Source organism: Mycobacterium sp. URHB0021, assembly GCF_054057895.1.
The window spans coordinates 2212862-2232915 of record NZ_JBSRZT010000002.1; the positions used below are offsets into that span (position 1 = coordinate 2212862).

Here is a 20054-nt window from a genome sequence, read left to right on the forward strand (position 1 = left end):
GAGAAATCACGGACCACCCTCGCCGTGACGCCCGCAAGGTTAGCGCGAGCAGCAGCTGGCGTCCAAATCAGAGCGCGAATTTGGTGTCCGTGAGCTGCTCCGATAGCTCCCAGAGCCCGGCGGCCTTCTGCTCGTCGCGGGCCAGCGGGCTGCGTGGCGACCGGCCGGTGGAGCCGCGCATCCCGAACCTGGGCCCGATGAAAGTGTCGCCGGGAAGGTCGCGGGACGCGGCGTACAACGTCTGACGGGCGCCGAAGTCGGGGCCGCTGGCCAGCCGATTTCCGAGCGACATCAACGTGTCGGCCACCCGGCGTCCGCTGTGGCCCTGCAGATTGGTGGCCGAGTACCCGGGGTGAGCGGCGTAGGACCTCACCGCGGAGCCGGCCGCGTCGAGGCGTCGCTGCAGCTCACTGGTGAACAGCAGGTTGGCCAGCTTCGACTGGCCGTAGGCCGGCCACGCCGAGTATGGCCGCGACTTCCAGTTCAGGTCCTTGAGGCTGACGTAGCCCATCAGGTGCACGAACGACGAAACCGTGACCACCCGGTCGGTGATCCTGGGCAGCAGCAGGTTGGTCAGTGCGAAATGGCCGAGGTGGTTGGTGCCGATCTGGCTTTCGAAGCCGTCAGCGGTCTGCGCGTAAGGCACCGCCATGATGCCGGCGTTGTTGATCAGCACGTCGACGCGGTCCACCCGGTCGGCAAACGCGCGCACCGAGCCCAGATCCTGCAGATCGAGTTCGCGCACCTCGACGTTGCCGGTCATCCCCGCGGCGGCCTGGGCGCCTTTCGCGGTATTGCGTACGGCAAGGATTGTCGTGGCCCCGACTCGGGCCAACTCGCGCGCAGTGACCAGTCCCAGGCCGCTGTTCGCGCCGGTGACGATGACGGTGCGCCCGGCGAAGGAGGGCAGATCGGCGGCGGTCCACGCACTCATGGCAAACACCCTAATGGCGGCAGATTGGTCGCCGCTATTTCTTGGGGGCGCCGGGCACCGCGACGTTGAAGCCGGAGATGACCGCTTCGATGTCGGTCGACTCGGCGGCGGCCTTGTCCGCGTAACCGGTCACCGTGAACTGCACGAGGTACCGCTGATCGGCGGGCGGTGCGCCGGTGGCGATGACGATGCGGTTGTAGCTGTGCATGCGGCGACCGTTGAGGTCGTAGCTGCCCTCGATCATCGAGGACGGAAAGCCCTTCCAATTATCGGTGGAGGCGTTGAGTCGCCGGAAGTTCTCCGACAGCTCAGCATCGGCGTAGCCGTGCTTGATGGCCTCGGCGACGTCGAAGTCGCCGTTGAGCTGGAACACCATCAACATCGCTGTCGGGTAGGTGTCGCCTTTGGCGATCACGCGGGTACCGGGCGCGAGGTTGACGTTGCTGTACCCCTGCCAACCCTTCGGGCGGGCCATGGTGATCGTCAGATCGGTCAGCTTGTCCGGCGCGACGGGCTGGCCGACGACTCCCGCCTGCTCCAGGAACTGCGAAATCGGAACCGGCGCCTCGGTTGACGCCGGGGTTGTCGTGATCGCCGACGTCGACCAGATCGACTGGTAGTCAGGAGTTTCCGCGCCGCACCCGGTGGCTGCCAGAGCTACCGACGCGACGACCGCCGCGCACCGGCGGCCCGTCACAAAATCTCGCGAACCGCGTCGATCGGCCGGGCCAGTCTGGTGCCCCTGGGCGTGACGACGAATGGCCGCTCGATCAGAATCGGGTGCTCGGCCATCGCGTCGAGCAGTTCGTCATCGTCGGCGCCGGCGAGGTTCAGCTCGGCATACAGCGACTCCCGCTTGCGCACGGCGGCGCGGACGTCGATGCCGGCATCCTTGATCATCTTGGCCAGTTCGGCGCGTGTCGGCGGGGTCTTCAGGTACTGAATCACCGTCGGCTCGATGCCGTTGTCGCGCAACAGGTCCAGCGTCTTGCGTGATGTCGTACAGCGCGGGTTGTGATAAATGGTGAAGCCAGCGGTCATCTAGGCGGACCCGTCGAAAAGCCCCGTCACCGAACCGTTTTCGAACACCGCGCGGATGGTGCTGGCCAAAAGCGGCGCAATGGACAGGACGGTCAGCTGCGGGAACCGCTTGTCCTCGCCGATCGGCAGCGTGTTGGTGACGATCACCTCGCGGGCGCCGCATTCGGTCAGCCGCTCGCGCGCGGGGTCCGAGAGCACGCCGTGCGTGGCGGCGACCAGGACGTCTCCCGCGCCGTCCTCCTTCAGCAGCTTGACCGCACCGGCGATGGTGCCGCCGGTGTCGATCATGTCGTCGGTGAGGATGCAGGTCTTGCCGCGCACTTCGCCGACGACGCGGTTGGACTTGACCTGGTTGGGCACCAGCGGGTCGCGGGTCTTGTGGATGAATGCCAGCGGTACGCCGCCCAGCGAGTCGGCCCACTTTTCGGCGACGCGCACGCGCCCGGAGTCAGGGGAGACCACGACCATGTCATGGTCGCGGTAGTTCTCGGCGATGTAGCTGCACAACAGTGACTGCGCCCGCATGTGGTCGACCGGACCGTCGAAGAAACCCTGGATCTGATCGGTGTGCAGGTCCACGGTGACGATCCGGTCCACGCCGGCCGTCTTGTACAGATCGGCGACCAGGCGCGCCGAGATGGGCTCGCGGCCGCGGTGCTTCTTGTCCTGCCGGGCGTACGGGTAGAACGGAAGGATCGCGGTGATCCGCTTGGCGCTGCCGCGCTTGAGCGCGTCGATCATGATCAGCTGTTCCATCAGCCACTTGTTCAGCGGCGCCGGATGGCTCTGCAGCACGAAGGCATCGCTGCCACGTACGGATTCATCGAACCGGACGAAGATCTCACCGTTGGAGAAGTCGCGTGCGGTCTGCGCGGTGACCGGGACGTCGAGCTCCTTGGCCACCTGCTCGGCCAACTCGGGATGCGCGCGGCCCGAGAAGAACATCAGATTCTTGCGGTTGTCGGTCCACTCGGTGCCCACTGAACGCCCTTGCCGGTTGGGGATCGATACGCGCCAATCGTACGTAGCCTTGCGGCCTGTCGGTTGTCGGGTTACCAGATTGCCAACGGAAGGCGTCACATCACTCGTCGTCGGCCTGCGGCCCCGACTGATTCCCGCGGGCCTTGCGGGCCGCCTCCGCGGCGGCCGATCCCGGCCGCTTTCGCTCCACCCAGCCCTCGATGTTGCGCTGCGGGCCGGCAGATACCGCCAGCGCTCCGGCGGGCACGTCGTCCCGCACCACCGTGCCCGCACCCGTGTACGCGCCGTCGCCCACCGTGACCGGCGCGACGAACATGGTGTCGGAGCCGGTCCGGACATGGGAGCCGATGGTGGTGCGGGTCTTGTTCTGTCCGTCGTAGTTGACGAACACGCTGGACGCACCGATATTGCTGTGCTCGCCGATGTCGGCGTCGCCCACGTAAGTCAGATGCGGCACCTTGGTGCCGGCGCCGATGGTCGCGTTCTTGGTCTCGACGAACGCACCGAGCTTGGCGTCTTCCCCGAGGACGGTGCCCGGGCGCAGGTAGGTGTAAGGCCCGACGGTCGCGTCGACGCCGATGGCGGACGCGCTGCCGTGGGTGCGGACAACCGTAGCCCCGTCGCCGACCGACACATCGGCCAGCGTGGTGTCCGGGCCGATCTGGCAGCGAGCGCCGACGCGGGTGGTCCCGAGCAGCTGGGTGCCGGGGTGGATGACGGTGTCGCGGCCGACGGTCGCGTCGACATCAATCCATGTGGAGGCCGGATCGATGACCGTGACGCCCGAGCGCTGATGTGCGGCGACGATCCGCCGATTCAGCTCCCCGCCCAGCTCGGCGAGTTGCACGCGGTCATTGACCCCGGTCACCAGCGCGGTGTCGTCGACATGCTTCGCGTGCACCTTCTCGCCGTCCTGGCGCAGGATCGAGATCACGTCGGTGAGGTACAGCTCCTCCTGGGCATTGTGGGACCGCAGCCGGCTCAGGCCGGAGCGAAGCGCCTGGATGTCGAACGCGTACACGCCGGCGTTGATCTCGCAGATGGCCTGCTGGGACGGCGAGGCGTCGGCCTCCTCCACGATCGCCATGACCTCGCGGTCCTGGGTCCACAGGATGCGCCCATAGCCGGTCGGATCAGGCAGCGTCGTGGTCACGACGGTGGCAACGGCCGATTCGGCGCGGTGGGTGGTGATCAGGTCGGCCAGCGTGTCGGAGTCCATCAGCGGGACATCGCCAGAGGTGACCACGACGATGCCGTCGTAGTTTTCCGGCAGCGCCGCCAGACCGCAGCTGACCGCGTGCCCGGTGCCGAGTTGCTTTTCCTGCACCGCCGTGTCGATGGTGTGGCCGAGTTGGGCCGCCAACTCGGCGACCGCCGGTGTGACCTTGTCCCGGTCCTGGCCGACCACCACCACCAGGTGTCGCGGCGCCACCCCGGCGACCGCATGCAATGCGTGGGACAACATCGTGCGCCCCGCCAGCGAGTGCAGGACCTTGGGTGTGTCGGACCGCATGCGGGTGCCCGCCCCGGCCGCCAGAACGAGGACCGCGGTGTCACCGTGCATGTTGGACATAGATATTCCTCTTGCCGCGAAAGCTGCTCCGTGCCGATTGTCGCTCGGCAAGCCTCGCTCCGTGCCGATTGTCGCTCGGCAAGCCTCGCTCCGTCGCCAGGACTCGAACCTGAACTATCTGAACCAAAATCAGAGGTGCTGCCGATTACACCACGACGGAATGGTCGGGTCAGACTCTAGTCGAAGCGGATAGCCTGGTAGCCGTGCCAGCACCCGAGAAGGACGCCCGCGTACCCCGCGCTCGGATGACCGGCACCGAGCGGCGTCACCAGCTCATCGACATCGCCAGATCGCTGTTCGCCGAACGGGGGTACGAAGGCACGTCGATCGAGGAGATCGCGCAACGCGCCGGTGTCTCCAAGCCCGTCGTGTACGAACACTTCGGCGGCAAGGAGGGGCTCTACGCCGTGGTGGTCGACCGCGAGATGTCGGCGCTGCTCGACGGCATCACGTCGTCGTTGACCAGGACGACCAACAACCGGTCCCGGCTGCGTATCGAGCGGGTGGCACTGGCGCTGCTGACCTACGTCGACGAGCGCACCGACGGGTTTCGCATCCTGATCCGCGATTCCCCGGCGGCGATCACTTCGGGCACCTACTCCACGCTGCTCAACGAGGCCGTCAACCAGGTGTCGTCGATCTTGGCGGGCGACTTCTCCCGCCGGGGCCTGGACCCCGACATGGCCCCGCTGTACGCCCAGGCGCTGGTCGGGTCGGTGTCGATGACCGCGCAATGGTGGCTCGATGTGCGTGAACCCAAGAAGGACGTCGTGGCGGCGCACCTGGTCAACCTGTGCTGGAACGGGCTGGTGCACCTCGAGGACGACCCGCAACTGGTCGACGAGTAGCACGCCCCGACCCGTACCCGCGCCCGGGCCGCTTGGCCAGGGAGACAACGACTTCGGTACGCCGCCTAGGATGGGGGCATCATGACCGCATCGGGGACCATCGATGTCCAAACCCCGATCGCGGGCCTAGTCGAACTGGCACTTCGGGATCCCACTCTCCAAGAAGTCACCCGCCGCGCCGCCGACAGACCCGCCGATCTCAGCCTCGTCGGCCCGGCCAGCGCCCGCGTGTTCGCCGCGACCGCCATCGCCCAAGCGGGACCGCTGCTGGTGGTCACCGCCACCGGCCGCGAAGCCGACGACCTCAACGCCGAACTGCACGGCGTCTGGGGTGAAGCCGTCGCGATGTTCCCGTCTTGGGAGACGCTTCCGCACGAGCGGTTGTCGCCCGGGGTGGACACCGTCGGTGCCCGGATGATGCTGTTGCGGCGGCTCGCCCATCCGGACGACGAACGTCTCGGACCACCGCTGCGGGTGGTGGTCACGACCACCCGGTCGTTGCTGCAGCCGATGGCGCCCGATGTGGCCGAGATCGAGCCGGTGACGCTGACGGTCGGCGCCGAGGCGGAGTTCGACCGCGTCGTCGAACGGCTGGTCGACTTGGCGTATACCCGGGTGGACATGGTCGGCAAGCGCGGCGAGTTCGCCGTCCGCGGCGGCATTCTCGACGTCTTCCCGCCCACTGCCGAGCACCCGGTGCGCGCCGAGTTCTGGGGCGACGAGGTCTCCGAGATGCGGATGTTCTCGGTGGCCGACCAACGGTCCATTCCCGAGATCGAGATCACCACCCTGATCGCCGTGCCGTGCCGCGAGCTGCTGCTCACCGACGCGGTTCGCGTGCGGGCCGCGGAGTTGGCCGCCGAGCACCCGGTTCACGAGAACAGCGTCGTCGGCAGCGTGCCCGACATGCTCGCCAAGCTGTCGGAGGGGATTCCGGTCGACGGCATGGAGGCGCTGTTGCCGCTGCTCCGCCCGACCGGGCTCTCGACGCTGTCGGACCACCTGCCCGCGGGCGCCCCGCTGCTGATCTGCGACCCCGAGAAGGTGCGTACCCGCGCATCGGACCTCATCAAAACCGGCCGCGAGTTCCTGGAGGCGTCGTGGTCCACCGCCGCGGTCGGCGGGGATGTGCCGATCGACATCGAGGCCATGGGCGCCTCGGGTTTCATCGACCTCGACGACGCGCGGTCGACCGCGCGCGACGGTGGACACCCGTGGTGGACGCTCAGCCAGTTGAGCGACGAGGCGGCCTTGCAGCTCAACGTCAGGCCGGCGCCATCGGCGCGGGGCCAACAATCTGGGCCTTCTGGAATCGCCGAGATCTTCGCGATGCTGCGCGCCCACGTCGTCACCGGCGGATACGCCGCCGTCGTCGCCCCCGGCACCGGCACCGCCATGCGTGTGGTGGAACAACTCGGTGAATCCGACACGCCCGCAACAATGTTGGCGCCGGGCGAGGCGCCCCGGGAAGGTGTCGTCGGCGTGCTGAAGGGCCCGCTGCACGACGGCGTGGTGATCGCCGGCGCCAACCTCGTGGTGATCACCGAGACGGACCTCACGGGCAACCGCGCAACCGCGACCGACGGCAAGCGGCTGGCCGCCAAGCGCCGCAACGTGGTGGATCCGCTGGCGCTGACCGCGGGTGACCTGGTGGTGCACGACCAGCACGGCATCGGCCGCTTCGTGGAGATGACCGAACGCGTGGTGGGCGGGGCGCGCCGCGAGTACCTGGTTCTGGAGTACGCGTCTAGCAAGCGTGGCGGCGGGTCGGATCGGCTGTATGTGCCGATGGACTCGCTGGACCAACTGTCCCGTTATGTCGGCGGCGAGTCGCCGACCCTGAGCCGGCTGGGTGGCAGCGACTGGGCCAACACCAAGACCAAGGCCCGGCGGGCGGTTCGCGAGATCGCCGCGGAGCTGGTGTCGCTGTATGCCAAGCGGCAGGCGTCGCCCGGCCATGCGTTCAGCCCGGACACCCCGTGGCAGGCCGAGATGGAGGACGCGTTCGGCTTCACCGAGACCGTCGACCAGATGACCGCGATCACCGAGGTCAAATCCGACATGGAGAAGCCGGTCCCGATGGACCGGGTGATCTGCGGCGACGTCGGCTACGGCAAGACCGAGATCGCGGTGCGGGCGGCGTTCAAGGCGGTGCAGGACGGGAAGCAGGTCGCGGTGCTGGTGCCGACGACGCTGCTTGCCGACCAGCACCTGCAGACGTTCTCCGAGCGGATGACGGGCTTCCCGGTCACGGTGAGAGGGCTGTCCCGGTTCACCGACCCGGCCGCATCGCGGGCTGCGCTGGAGGGCATGAAGGACGGCAGCGTCGACATCGTGATCGGCACGCACCGCCTGCTGCAGACCGGTGTCACGTGGAAGGACCTCGGCCTGGTCGTGGTCGACGAGGAGCAGCGATTCGGCGTCGAGCACAAGGAGCACATCAAGTCGATGCGCACCCACGTCGACGTGCTCACCATGAGCGCCACGCCGATCCCCCGCACGCTGGAGATGAGCCTGGCCGGCATCCGGGAGATGTCGACGATCCTGACACCGCCGGAGGAGCGGTACCCGGTGCTGACCTATGTCGGCCCGCATGACGACAAGCAGGTCGCGGCCGCGCTGCGGCGCGAAATGCTGCGCGACGGGCAGGCCTTCTACATTCACAACCGGGTCCGGTCGATCGACCAGGCGGCGGCCCGGGTGCGCCAGCTGGTGCCCGAGGCCCGGGTGGTCGTCGCGCACGGGCAGATGCCCGAGGATCTTCTGGAACGCACGGTCGAGGGGTTCTGGAACCGTGAGTTCGACATCCTGGTGTGCACCACGATCGTCGAGACCGGGCTGGACATCTCGAATGCGAACACGCTGATCGTGGAGCGGGCGGATACCTTCGGGCTCTCGCAGCTGCACCAGCTGCGCGGCAGGGTCGGCCGCAGCCGGGAACGCGGCTATGCCTACTTCCTGTATCCGCCGGAGGTTCCGTTGACCGAGACCGCCTACGACCGGCTGGCCACTATCGCGCAGAACAATGAGCTCGGCGCGGGCATGGCGGTCGCGATGAAGGATCTGGAGATCCGGGGTGCCGGAAATGTCCTCGGCGCGGAGCAGTCCGGCCACGTCGCGGGCGTTGGCTTCGATCTGTACGTGCGGCTGGTCGGCGAGGCGGTCGAGGCCTACCGGGCGGCCGCCGACGGTCAGACGGTCACCACGGCAGAGGAACCCAAAGATGTGCGGATCGACCTGCCCGTCGACGCGCATCTGCCGCCCGACTACATCGCCAGCGACCGGCTGCGGCTGGAGGGCTATCGCAGGTTGGCGGCCGCGCACGATGACGCTGCGGTCGACTCGGTCGTCGAGGAGCTGGTCGACCGGTACGGGCCGCTCCCGGAACCCGTGCAACGTCTGGTCGCGGTCGCGCGCCTGCGGCTGCTGCTCCGCCATTACGGCGTCACCGAGGTCAGCGCGCTGTCGGAGTCGACGCTTCGGGTCGCCCCGCTGCAACTGGTGGACTCTCAGCAACTGCGGCTCAAGCGGATGTACCCCGGCGCGCACTATCGCGCGACAACGTCTACGGTGCAGGTGCCGATCCCGCGGGCCGGGAGCGGGGTGGGTGCCCCGCGCATCCGCGACCTCGAACTCGTCGCGATGGTGGCTGGACTGATATTGGCACTCGATGGAAAACCGCAGGCAGATATTGATATAACGAAGTTCGGAGGTGGGCGACCGTGAATCACAGGCGCCAAGCGCGATGACCGTGGTGTTGGTCGACGCCCGCCGCCCCTCCCTGGTTCCCGTCGAGGCGGTGGATCTGCTTTCCGGTGACGTCCAGTACACCGAAGAGATGCCGGTGAAGGTGCCTTGGTCGCTGCCGGCGGCCCGCCCGGCTTACGACGGCGAGGACGCTCCGGTACTGCTGTCATCCGATCCCGGGCATCCGGCCGTGAAGGCGCGGCTCGCCGCGGGTGACCGGCTGATCTCGGCACCCGAACCGCAGGCGGGCGAGCGGTTGGTGGACGCGGTCGCGATGATGGACAAACTGCGGACGGCGGGACCGTGGGAGAGCGAGCAGACGCACGACTCACTGCGGCGCTTCCTGCTCGAGGAGACCTACGAGGTGTTCGACGCCGTGCGCAGCGGCGATGCCGACGATCTGCGCGAGGAACTGGGTGACGTGCTGCTGCAGGTGCTGTTCCACGCCCGCATCGCCGAGGACGCGCCGCAGCATGCGTTCACCATCGACGACGTCGCCGATTCGCTGGTGCGCAAGCTCGGCAACCGGGTGCCTGCAGTCCTTGCGGGCGAACCGATTTCGCTGGACGAGCAGCTCGCCCAGTGGGAGGAGCGCAAGGCGATGGAGAAGAGGGCGAAATCCCGTAACTCCGCGATGGACGACGTTCCGACGGGTCAGCCGGCATTGGCGTTGGCGCAGAAGGTGATCGAGCGAGCCACCGCCTCGGGGCTGCCTGCCGAACTCCTTCCCGAAGCCATCACGTCCATCACAGTATCGGCGGACCAGGATACGGAGAACGTCTTGCGGGCATCGGTTTTGGAGTTCATGGACACCGTGCGGCGGGTGGAGCGCGACGTCGCCGCCGGGCGCCGGGGCGAAGACGTGCCCGCGGAACTCGACATCGCGTCGCTCGGCGTGATCACCGAGGAGGAGTGGCGGTCACACTGGCCACACCAGGGCACACAGCAGGACCGGGCCGAGACCGAACCGGCGCCGGATCGCATTCCGGAGCCGACACCTGCCGACGTTCCCGAACCGGCGCCGGTGGAGGTTCCGGAGCCGGCGCCCGTCGAGGTGCCCGAGCCGTCACCCGAGGACCGGGACGACGAGGCTCACAGCGAGAAGTTCAGCGCGTAGCGGCGTCCAGCGTCAGCAGGCGCAGCGCGAGAAGAACGCGCCGGTGAAGATCGCGATGATCAAGGCGGTGGTCGTCAGTCCCTGGAGCGCCGTCACCACGATGGCGGCCACCGCAGCGACGAACAAGACGGCCAAGATCACTTCCCACATCATGTGGGTGTCCCTCGGCGCGCGGGCTGCTCGGGGCGGGCCGACGTCGGACGGAACCACGGCGCCGTTGTGCATGTCTGCCATAGGACACCTCCGCTGTGGTGACAGACAAATATAGTCCGACCGTGACGTGTATCACAGCAAGCGTGCGGTAGAGAAGACGTCAGTCGACCAGGTGATCGCCGAGGAATCGATCTCCGCCGACGACGCCGGGAAGGATGAAGAAGAATCCGCCGCCGACCGGCAGGATGTACTCCTCGAGCGGCTCGCCCTTCAGGCGCTCCTGGACCGCCAGGAATCCCTTCTGCAGGCTGCGCTGGTAGGCGATGAAGGCCAGACCCTGGTCCAGTCGCCCGGCGCGGTCGAATCCGCGCGAATAGTTGAAGCCGCGGCGCAGGATCCGGTTCTCGTCGGTCTGCGGGGTGCGCGGATTGGCCAGCCGGATGTGGGCGTCGAGCGGAATTCGCTTGCCGTCGGGATCCGCCGGGTAGTCGGGATCGCTGAACTCGCCGGTCAGGCCGAGTGGTGCGCCGCTGATCTTGCTGCGGCCGATCAGTGCCTCCTGCTCGGCGAGCCGGGTTCGATCCCAGAACTCGACGAACATCCTGATGACGCGCACGGCCTGATACGAGCCGCCGACGGCCCACTCGGGCTCGCCGTCGTCGGACCCCACCCAGACGTGGCGGTCCATCAGCGCGGCATCGTCCACGTCGAGGTTGGCCGTTCCGTCCTTGAACCCCAGCAGGTTCCGCGGAGTGACTTCCTCCGACGCCTGCCCGGCGCCGATCCCGCGGGCGTAGCCGTCGACCATCCATCGCAACACGAGGTCGCTGCGGGTGCGGCGCATCAACTGTCGCAACGCGAACTGCACGGTGTCGTTGTGTCCGGCCTCGAAGATGATCGACACGTCGCCGTGCGACAGCCTCGGATCCAGCCGGTCGTTGGCCAAGAACGGCATCGTGACCAGTTCCTTGGGTTTGCGGTTGGCCAGCCCGAACCGGTCGTCGAACAGCGACGCGCCGACGCCGACCACGATCGAGAGATTGTCCGCAGGCGGCTTCTCCCCGAGGATGCCCGAGTCGACGGGCGGATAGGCCGGGTCACGCGTCTCGGGCGGATTGCCCGCCATCAACGCGCGGATCTCCGCGGTGAGTTCCTGCAGCGTCGACTTCAGCCCGGCGCGGTCCCTGGTCTGGAGGTTGAACGACGCCACCAGGCCTTGCTCCGGGATCGGCAACGTCGTGATCCCCGCCTGGTGCGAACCCTCGAACGGGACGAACGCGGGCGGCGGAGGAGACGCGACGGCGTCGCGCTCTCCGGAGTCCGTCAGCGCCATGGTGGCGCCGACACCGACGGCAGCGCCGGCACCCGCGCCGAGGGCACCCGTGACGAATCCGCGTCGTGAGATGCCCCGGCGCGACTGCCCCTCTGTCACTTCAGTCCTAGCACTCCCGCAACCTGGGACAGGTCCTCGGACAGCCCCGCCAGCTGCGCCTTCATGGTGTCGACGACCTGTGGCTGCACGGTCACCGCGGGACACAGCGGCGACGGGAACTCACTGTTCTCGATGCAGAACGCAACCCAGCCGTCGCCTCGGCGCAGCGGCCGCATGGTGTCGAAGAGGGCGGACGTTCCTGCGGTGATCTTGCCCAGCAGGGCGGGATCCTTTACGCCCAGCGGCCCGCTCAGCTTGTCGATGGCGACCTGCGAACCCAGCAGGTTGGCGTCGAAGTCCCACAGGTCGGTCTTGGAGTAGCGGTCCTCCTCGCCGGTGAGCTTGCCCTGCGACACCTCTTCGATCAGTTCGGCCGCGCCGTTGGCGACGTTGATCGGCTCGACCGTGACCGACGGTAGCTGATCCTTCAACGCCGCGATGTCCTTGTCGAGTTGGTCGGCGAACGGCGCGCCACCCTCGATGGTGTTCTTCTCGAAGAGCAGGTACTCGAGCCGGTGCCAACCGGTGAACTTCGCGTCATCGACGCCGGCGAAGTCGTCGACGCGCGAATCGGTCATGGCGTCGGTGTCCTCGACGAGTTCCGCGATCGGCTCGATGCGCTCCCACGGCTGACGCGACGGCGCGTACGCATCCTGGGCGGCCTTCAGGTCGCCCGCCCGCACGGCATCGGTGAAGACCTTGACGACGCGCACGAGTTCGTCGCCCTGCGCGATGGCATAGGCCTTGTAGTCGTCTGCCGCCTTCTGCAGCTCGGGGCTGGGCGCGGCGGCCGCGCTGGTGCTCTCACTCGCGCTAGCGCTGCTCATGCTTTCGCTCGAGCTGGTGTCGGTGCCGCTGTCGGCCTCTTTGCTCGAACAGCCGGCGGCGACCAGCGCTACCGCAATGACAGGAATCTGCCAGGCGAGATGCCGTTTCATCGAACCTCCTTGTGGTATCGGCGTGAACCTTACATGGTTCGAAGGCAGGGTAGGCACACCTAATGAACTGATGGCAGCAACCCCTGCTTCCCAGGTCTGCACCGCTAATCTGGCGTTTACAGATTCGTCACCCGGGGCGCAGAGAACCGCAGCTCGACAAGCCCGGCGGCCCGGAGCCGCCGCATCCCCGGGTCGAAGAGCCGAGTTGACCCGGTCGCGTGGGAACATGTGATGTCGACCCAGAACCGGTTGAGGGAGTGCTTTGTCGGACGACGGGAGCGTGTCGACCCGGGCGTCGGCCACGGAGTCCGCATCCAGCGCAGGGGGCAGGAGCGTCGCGAGGGCGGCCCCGATGAGGTGGCTTCGGGCCGCCGCGGTGACGTGCGCGACGGCGCTGCTGTTGGCTTCCAGCTGTTCGTGGCAGTTGGGCACCCCGATACCCGAGGGTGTGCCGCCACCGCCCGGCGAACCGGTGCCCAAGATCGATACCCACGCCAAGGGACGACCCGCCGACCAGCTGCGTGAATGGGCTGCGGAGCGTGCGCCGGCGCTGGGTATGCCGGTGCAGGCGCTCGAGGCGTATGCCTATGCCGCGCGCGTCGCAGAAGTCGAGAACCCCGACTGCCATCTGGCGTGGACGACGCTGGCCGGGATCGGTCAGGTGGAGAGCCACCACGGCACCTACCGGGGCGCGGAGATCGCCCTCAACGGCGATGTCACGCCGCCGATTCGCGGGGTCCGCCTGGACGGCACCAACGGCAATCTGGAGATCATCGACAACGACGGCGGTCACCTCGACGGTGACTCCGAGTTCGCCCGGGCGATGGGGCCGATGCAGTTCATCCCGGATACCTGGAAGCTCTACGGCGTCGACGCGAACAACGACGGCATCGTCAGCCCGGACAATTTCGACGATGCGGCACTGTCCGCGGCGGGTTATCTGTGCTGGCGCGGTAAGGACATGGCCACCCCCCGCGGTTGGATGAATGCACTGCGTGCCTACAACCTCTCAGATCAGTACGCCCGCACGGTGCGGGACTGGGCTACGGCCTACGCCGGCGGGCACCCCCTCTGAGCACGCCGGTCGGTGCCCGAAGCTCTAGGCTCAACGTCGTACGACAAATCCCGTCAGACCCGCGACCAAGGAGATGCCAGTGCCCATCATCGAGCAGGTCGGAGCCCGCGAGATCCTCGACTCCCGCGGCAATCCGACGGTCGAGGTCGAGCTGGCCCTGACCGACGGCACGTTCGCGCGTGCCGCCGTGCCATCCGGCGCGTCGACCGGTGAACACGAGGCGGTCGAACTGCGCGACGGTGGGACCCGGTATGGCGGCAAGGGCGTCGACAAGGCGGTGCAGGCCGTGCTCGACGAGATCGCGCCGGCCGTCATCGGGTTGAGCGCCGACGATCAGCGGCTGGTCGATCAGGCCCTGCTGGACCTCGACGGCACGCCGGACAAGTCGCGGCTGGGCGCCAACGCCATTCTCGGCGTGTCACTGGCGGTGTCCAAGGCGGCGGCCGAGTCCGCCGGATTGCCGTTGTTCCGCTATGTCGGCGGGCCCAACGCCCACATCCTGCCGGTGCCGATGATGAACATCCTCAACGGTGGCGCGCACGCCGACACTGGAGTCGACGTCCAGGAGTTCATGGTCGCGCCGATCGGTGCGCCGAGCTTCAAGGAGGCGGTCCGCTGGGGAGCAGAGGTCTACCACGCGCTCAAGGGTGTCTTGAAGGCGCAACGGCTTTCGACCGGGCTCGGTGACGAGGGCGGGTTCGCACCCGACGTCGCCGGAACGAAAGCGGCGCTCGACCTGATTCTGTGGGCGATCGAGGCGGCCGGATACAAGGCCGGCACGGATGTGGCCCTCGCGCTCGACGTCGCGGCCACCGAGTTCTACACGGAAGGAACCGGTTACGCCTTCGAGAAGGAGACACGCAGCGCCGATCAGATGGCTGCGTTCTACGCCGAGCTGATCGACTCCTACCCGTTGGTGTCGATCGAGGACCCGCTGTCGGAGGACGACTGGGACGGCTGGGTGGCGCTGACGACGGCGATCGGCGACCGCGTCCAGCTGGTCGGCGACGACCTTTTCGTCACCAACCCCGAGCGACTCGAGGACGGCATCGAGAGGGGCGCGGCCAACGCACTCCTGGTGAAGGTCAACCAGATCGGCACCCTCACCGAGACCCTGGACGCGGTGGCGCTGGCGCACTCGAGCGGCTACCGCACGATGATGAGCCACCGCAGCGGCGAGACGGAGGACACCACGATCGCCGATCTGGCCGTCGCGGTGGGCAGCGGACAGATCAAGACCGGCGCCCCAGCGCGCAGTGAGCGGGTCGCGAAGTACAACCAGCTGTTGCGGATCGAGGAGACCCTCGGCGACGCCGCACGGTATGCGGGTGATCTGGCCTTCCCCCGCTTCACCGTGGAGGCCAAATAGCCCGTGCCCGAAGCGAAACGGCCCGATCCGAAACGACGGTCTCCGGCACCTAGACCAGGCAAGCCGAGCAAGGCCGGCGATTCGAGGGGTCGTCCGCGGAAGGCGTCGCCGATTCGGCGTGAACCCCGCCCCGAACCGAAACCGGTTGCCGAAGCCGAGCCGCAGGAAACCGCCGATTCGATCCGCCGATCGATTGCGGTCGCAGCCGAACAGCAATCCGAGCAGCGGTTCGGGTCGGCGGCTCGCCGGGCGGCGATCCTGGCCGCCGTGGTGTGTGTGCTGACGCTTACCATCGCCGGACCTGTGCGCACGTATTTCGCGCAGCGCACGGAGATGAAGCAGCTCAAGGCAACTGAGTCGCAGCTGCGGGGACAGATTGCCGAGCTGGAAGAACAGAAGGTCAAGCTTGCCGATCCGGTGTTCATCGCCGCACAGGCCCGTGAGCGGCTGGGCTTCGTAATGCCCGGCGACATTCCGTATCAGGTGCAGTTGCCCGCCAACGCGGCGGTGCCGGAGAATCCCGGCGCCGAGCCGGCGGTGACGACGCCCACCGGGCCGTGGTACACCTCGCTGTGGCACACCATCGCAGATGCGCCGCATGGTGTTTTGCCGCCGCCGCCCGCCCCCGACGCTCCACCACCACCCGCTCCGCCGGACACCGCTCCGCCCGGCGGCCCGCCTCCCGGTGGTTGAGCAGTCTGATCTCGACGCCGTCGCGCGACAGCTCGGCCGCGAGCCGCGCGGTGTGCTCGAGATCGCCTATCGGTGTCCCGACGGCGAACCCGGCGTTGTGAAGACCGCGCCGAGATTGCCCGACGGCACGCCGTTTCCGACGCTGTATTACCTGACGCGTCCGGCGTTGACCGCGGCGGCCAGTCGGCTGGAATCGTCGGGCCTGATGCGCGAGATGACCGAGCGCCTGCAGTGCGACTCCCAGCTCGCCGGCTCCTATCGCCGTGCACACGAGTCCTATCTGGCCGAGCGTGACGAGATCGAGCCTTTGGGCACAACGTTTTCCGGTGGGGGCATGCCCGACCGGGTCAAATGCCTCCACGTACTGATCGCGCACTCGCTGGCCAAGGGGCCGGGGGTGAATCCGCTCGGCGACGAGGCGCTGGCGGTGCTGGCCGACGAACCGGCGATGGCCGGAGTACTCGAGCGGGGGAGATGGAGCAAGCATGCCTCATGAGGCCCGAAGGCGAGCGCGAGTGAGGATCGCAGCGAGGGACGAGCGAGGACCGGAGCGAGTGGGAGTCGAGAAATGAGGCCCGAAGGCGAGCGCGAGTGAGGACCGCAGCGAGGGACGAGCGAGGACCGGAGCGAGTGGGAGTCGAGGCATGAGCAGGGTTGCCGCCGTCGACTGCGGTACGAACTCGATCCGACTGCTGATCGCGGACAAGATCGACGGTCGGCTGCGCGATGTGCACCGCGAAATGCGTATCGTCCGGTTGGGTCAGGGTGTCGACGCCACCGGAGAGTTCGCGCCGGACGCCCTGGGCCGCACGCAGGCGGCGCTGTCCGATTACGCCCGACTGCTCCGCGATTTCGACGTGTCCGATGTCCGGATGGTCGCGACGTCGGCGGCGCGCGACGTCGCGAACCGCGACGAGTTCTTCACCATGACTGCCGAGGTGCTCGGCGCGGTGATCCGGGGGGCGGTCGCCGAGGTGATCACCGGCGCCGAGGAAGCGGCGCTTTCTTTTCGCGGGGCGGTTGGCGAATTAGACTCGGCCTCAGCGCCTTTCGTGGTCGTTGATCTCGGCGGCGGGTCGACGGAGGTGGTGCTTGGCGAACGGGCCGAGGACGGCGTCGAGTCCAGCTTCTCCGCGGATATCGGCTGTGTGCGGCTGACGGAACGGTGCTTGCATTCGGACCCACCGACCGCGGTCGAGATCGCCGCCGCTCGGGAGGTAGTGCGGGACGGACTCGGCGAAGCGCTACGGGTGGTGCCCGTCGAAAAGGCCCACACCTGGGTGGGCGTGGCCGGCACGATGACCACGCTGGCGGCGCTGGCGGCACACATGACGACCTACGACGCGCAGGCCATCCACCTGTCGCGCGTGGGCTTCGGAGATCTGCTGGGAGTGTGCGACCAGCTGATCGCGATGACGCGTCGGCAGCGGGCCGTGCTCGGTCCCATGCACGAGGGCCGCGTCGATGTGATCGGCGGCGGGGCGATCATCGTCGAGGAGTTGGCGGATGCGCTGCGCCAGCGCGCCGGCATCAACGAGTTGGTGGTCAGCGAGCACGACATCCTCGACGGCATCGCGCTCTCGATCGCCTAGCCGCCAAACCAGCTGAATCGCCGGTCTTTTCGTCGAGTTCAGGCGCGAACCTTCGCGCGCACGCGCCGTTTGGTCGGGTCGTGCTGCCCGGCCAGCGTGACGCCCAGCAGCATCATGAGTACGCCGAGACCGAGATGGAGCCAATTGTCAGCCCCGTTGAGCGGCATGAAGTTGGCTCTGCCGGCGAGGTCGATGACGAGCCCGTACACCCACAGGCCGAGATAGATGAACCCGCCGCCGAGCAGGTAGGCCCGCGCCCCAGCGTAGGTGCGCGCGCATCCGAACGCGGCCACACCGAACGCCAGATGCAGGATATTGTGCAGGCCGGAGATGGCGAAGACCCCGAACAATCTGGCCCCGGAGTGGTGTCCGGCCCAGGCGAGGTGCTCGTAGCCGGTGGTCACGCCCGGGATGAAACCCAACACGCCGAGGACCAGGAAACCGGCCCCTACCAGCACCGCCGCCGCCTGAACAGCCATCACCTTGGGCCTCTTTGCCATCACCAGGCCTCCTCGCCCAACACGTACTGACGCGTTGGTAGAGGAAATACCCCGGTCCGCTAGCCCTTAACCTGCCAGGCGAAGGCGTCCTCGAACTACCTTCTGATGTTGCAGTTGGGCGGGTTTCCGCAGTGATGGCCGCTGTCGCAGGCGTTGCAATGGCACGAACAGCCCGAGCCCGCCTTGGCTTCTGATACTCGCATCGCAGATCAACTCCTCTGTAGCTCTGACCGCCTGTCGAGGTGGGAGCAGAGTTCGGTAGCGCCGACGCATATCAACATATGACGATTTGACAATAGTTCGCTGCACATCGGAAATAATGGTCCGCCGCACCCGTGGCGCCGCGCCGTCGAGGCTTGTGCCTGCGCAGGTTTGGACGAATCGGATATCCCTGGCCGATGACCGTTGGTATCCGGTTTTCCGGGGCCTGCTCATCTCGATGGCCTTTTCGGTGTAAACGCGGGTATCCGGAATCCGGTTGACAGCTGTGAATTCCGGGACGGTCGAGGTCGCGAATGAATGACAGGATCTCGCGGCTGAAGGCTTGGCTGGGACCAGCACCGGGAAGCGTGGTGGTTAACGCGTGATCTCCGAGCATGAATTCACTTGTGTCACTTTGGTTTCAGGGGTCGGTGGGGCCCGGATTTGTCGGTGGGTCGCACTAGTGTTCGAAGTATGGGGTTGGGGGTGGTGGCCAAGCGGGTCGCGGCGATGAGCGCCGAGCTGGATGCGTTGTTGGCCGAGCCGCTGGAGATGCTCAGCACCGCCGATCAGCTGGCCCTGACGTATCAGTGGGAGACCCTGGTCCGCCGCCAAGCCGCCCTGGGGCATCGGCTGGTGGCGGCGCTGGCCGCGGCCCCGGTCGCCGAGTTGGGGGCGCCGACGCCCGCGGCCGCGCTGGCCACGTTGTTGCGGATCACCAAGGACGAGGCCGCCGGTCGGGTCCGGCTGGCCCGGGATCTGGCGCCGCGGCACACCCTGACCGGTGAGGTGTTGGCTCCGGTGCTGCCGGCCACGGCCGCCGCCCAGCAGCAGGGCCGCATCGGCGCCGAACACGTCAAAAAGATTCGCAAGTTCTTCACCACGCTGCCGTCCTTCGTCGACCCCGAAACCCGGGGCCTGGCCGAAGCGCAGCTGGCCGACATCGCCGCCGAGGTCAACCCCGACGAACTCCGCGCGGCCGCCGACCGGCTGGCGGCACTGCTGGATCAGGACGGCACACTGTCCGACGCCGACCGGGCCCGGCGCCGCTACCTGCACCTGGGCCCGCAGCAGCCCGACGGGATGAGCGAGGTCCGCGGCCGCCTCGACCCGCAGGGCCGCGCCGTGCTGGATGCGGTGATCGCCAAACTGGGCGCCCCCGGCATGTGCCACCCCGACGACGACACCCCCTGTGTGGACGGGGCCCCCTCAATCGAGGCCACCCAGGGCGACACCCGCACCCAAGGCCAACGCAACCACGACGCGCTGACCGCGATGGGCCGGGCGCTGCTGGCCTCGCGGCAGCTGGGCAGCCACCACGGGCTGCCGGTCACCCTGGTCATCTCCACCACCCTCCAAGAGCTGCAATCAGCGGCCGGGCACGCGGTGACCGGCGGGGGCAGCCTGCTGCCGATGTCAGAGGTGATCCGCCAAGCCGGCGCCGCCCACCACTATCTGGCGGTGTTCGACCACCACACCGAAGAGCCGCTGTATCTGGGCCGGGCCCGGCGCCTGGCGTCGAAGGCTCAACGGATCGTGCTCTACAGCAAGGACCGCGGCTGCACCTTCCCCGGCTGCACCGCCCCCGCCTACCACTCCCAGGTCCACCACGCCACCGCCGACTGGGGCCAGGGCGGCCAAACCAACATCACCGACCTCACCCTGGCCTGCGGCCCGGACAACCGCCGCGTCAAACCCGGCGGCTGGAACACCCGCAAACGCAACGACGGCCGCACCGAATGGCTCCCACCCCCACAACTGGACACCGGACAAACCCGGATCAACAACTACCACCACCCCCAGCGCTACCTACTACCCGACAACGACGGGAAACAAGACGACGACGATCCGTAACCGAGA

General features: G+C 67.8%; 18 protein-coding genes and 1 tRNA gene. 9 read left to right on the top strand and 10 right to left on the bottom strand.

Annotated features, from left to right (window positions below):
• Positions 1-67 precede the first annotated feature (67 nt).
• From ACVWWN_RS13125 to ACVWWN_RS13150, 6 genes are all read right to left on the bottom strand, one after another.
• Positions 68-934: an oxidoreductase gene (locus ACVWWN_RS13125; RefSeq protein ID WP_457144289.1), complete on the bottom strand. Its 867-nt coding sequence runs from the start codon at positions 932-934 to the stop codon at positions 68-70.
• Between the two features lie 34 nt (positions 935-968).
• On the bottom strand, positions 969-1631 hold the full coding sequence (locus tag ACVWWN_RS13130) for an LpqN/LpqT family lipoprotein (protein ID WP_457144290.1): 663 nt from the start codon (positions 1629-1631) through the stop codon (positions 969-971).
• A complete protein-coding gene (gene arsC / locus ACVWWN_RS13135) occupies positions 1628-1975 on the bottom strand; it encodes an arsenate reductase (glutaredoxin) (protein ID WP_457144291.1) in 348 nt (115 codons plus the stop codon). Before arsC ends, ACVWWN_RS13130 begins: the two co-directional genes overlap by 4 nt.
• On the bottom strand, positions 1976-2956 hold the full coding sequence (locus tag ACVWWN_RS13140; protein WP_457144292.1) for a ribose-phosphate pyrophosphokinase: 981 nt from the start codon (positions 2954-2956) through the stop codon (positions 1976-1978).
• A gap of 100 nt (positions 2957-3056) precedes the next feature.
• The gene (glmU, locus tag ACVWWN_RS13145) at positions 3057-4520 is read right to left on the bottom strand and encodes a bifunctional UDP-N-acetylglucosamine diphosphorylase/glucosamine-1-phosphate N-acetyltransferase GlmU (protein ID WP_457149111.1); all 1464 of its coding nucleotides are present in this window, start codon (positions 4518-4520) and stop codon (positions 3057-3059) included.
• Between the two features lie 97 nt (positions 4521-4617).
• Positions 4618-4689: transfer RNA gene (locus tag ACVWWN_RS13150), tRNA-Gln, on the bottom strand.
• Positions 4690-4774: 85 nt separating this feature from the next.
• On the opposite strand from ACVWWN_RS13150, the gene ACVWWN_RS13155 reads away from it, so the two are divergent.
• The 3 genes from ACVWWN_RS13155 (at position 4775) to ACVWWN_RS13165 (ending at position 10241) form a co-directional block, all read left to right on the top strand.
• Positions 4775-5377: a TetR/AcrR family transcriptional regulator gene (locus ACVWWN_RS13155; protein ID WP_457149112.1), complete on the top strand. Its 603-nt coding sequence runs from the start codon at positions 4775-4777 to the stop codon at positions 5375-5377.
• Between the two features lie 81 nt (positions 5378-5458).
• Positions 5459-9103, top strand: a complete 3645-nt coding sequence (mfd, locus tag ACVWWN_RS13160) for a transcription-repair coupling factor (RefSeq protein WP_457144293.1) — start codon at positions 5459-5461, stop codon at positions 9101-9103.
• A 19-nt stretch (positions 9104-9122) separates the two neighbouring features.
• On the top strand, positions 9123-10241 hold the full coding sequence (locus ACVWWN_RS13165) for a nucleoside triphosphate pyrophosphohydrolase (RefSeq protein ID WP_457149113.1): 1119 nt from the start codon (positions 9123-9125) through the stop codon (positions 10239-10241).
• A 12-nt stretch (positions 10242-10253) separates the two neighbouring features.
• Here ACVWWN_RS13165 and ACVWWN_RS13170 read toward each other — a convergent pair whose 3' ends face one another.
• The 3 genes from ACVWWN_RS13170 to ACVWWN_RS13180 form a co-directional block, all read right to left on the bottom strand.
• The gene (locus ACVWWN_RS13170; protein ID WP_457144294.1) at positions 10254-10475 is read right to left on the bottom strand and encodes a hypothetical protein; all 222 of its coding nucleotides are present in this window, start codon (positions 10473-10475) and stop codon (positions 10254-10256) included.
• Positions 10476-10554: 79 nt separating this feature from the next.
• On the bottom strand, positions 10555-11826 hold the full coding sequence (locus tag ACVWWN_RS13175; protein ID WP_457144295.1) for a Dyp-type peroxidase: 1272 nt from the start codon (positions 11824-11826) through the stop codon (positions 10555-10557).
• Positions 11823-12764, bottom strand: a complete 942-nt coding sequence (locus tag ACVWWN_RS13180) for an EfeM/EfeO family lipoprotein (RefSeq protein WP_457144296.1) — start codon at positions 12762-12764, stop codon at positions 11823-11825. The genes ACVWWN_RS13175 and ACVWWN_RS13180 overlap by 4 nt, the downstream gene beginning before the upstream one ends.
• Positions 12765-13116: 352 nt before the next feature.
• Between ACVWWN_RS13180 and ACVWWN_RS13185 the strand changes: the two genes are divergently transcribed.
• From ACVWWN_RS13185 to ACVWWN_RS13205, 5 genes are all read left to right on the top strand, one after another.
• On the top strand, positions 13117-13839 hold the full coding sequence (locus tag ACVWWN_RS13185; protein ID WP_457144297.1) for a lytic transglycosylase domain-containing protein: 723 nt from the start codon (positions 13117-13119) through the stop codon (positions 13837-13839).
• 79 nt (positions 13840-13918) lie between these two features.
• A complete protein-coding gene (gene eno / locus ACVWWN_RS13190) occupies positions 13919-15208 on the top strand; it encodes a phosphopyruvate hydratase (protein WP_457144298.1) in 1290 nt (429 codons plus the stop codon).
• A gap of 3 nt (positions 15209-15211) precedes the next feature.
• A complete protein-coding gene (locus ACVWWN_RS13195; protein WP_457144299.1) occupies positions 15212-15901 on the top strand; it encodes an FtsB family cell division protein in 690 nt (229 codons plus the stop codon).
• On the top strand, positions 15894-16397 hold the full coding sequence (locus tag ACVWWN_RS13200) for a DUF501 domain-containing protein (protein WP_457144300.1): 504 nt from the start codon (positions 15894-15896) through the stop codon (positions 16395-16397). The genes ACVWWN_RS13195 and ACVWWN_RS13200 overlap by 8 nt, the downstream gene beginning before the upstream one ends.
• Positions 16398-16545: 148 nt before the next feature.
• Positions 16546-17493 (top strand): Ppx/GppA phosphatase family protein, encoded by a 948-nt coding sequence (locus tag ACVWWN_RS13205; RefSeq protein ID WP_457144301.1) that lies wholly within the window; start codon positions 16546-16548, stop codon positions 17491-17493.
• A gap of 38 nt (positions 17494-17531) precedes the next feature.
• On the opposite strand, the gene ACVWWN_RS13210 is transcribed toward ACVWWN_RS13205, so the two are convergent.
• Positions 17532-17993: a DUF4383 domain-containing protein gene (locus tag ACVWWN_RS13210; RefSeq protein ID WP_457144302.1), complete on the bottom strand. Its 462-nt coding sequence runs from the start codon at positions 17991-17993 to the stop codon at positions 17532-17534.
• A 675-nt stretch (positions 17994-18668) separates the two neighbouring features.
• Between ACVWWN_RS13210 and ACVWWN_RS13215 the strand changes: the two genes are divergently transcribed.
• A complete protein-coding gene (locus ACVWWN_RS13215; protein ID WP_457144303.1) occupies positions 18669-20048 on the top strand; it encodes an HNH endonuclease signature motif containing protein in 1380 nt (459 codons plus the stop codon).
• The last annotated feature ends 6 nt before the right edge of the window (positions 20049-20054 follow it).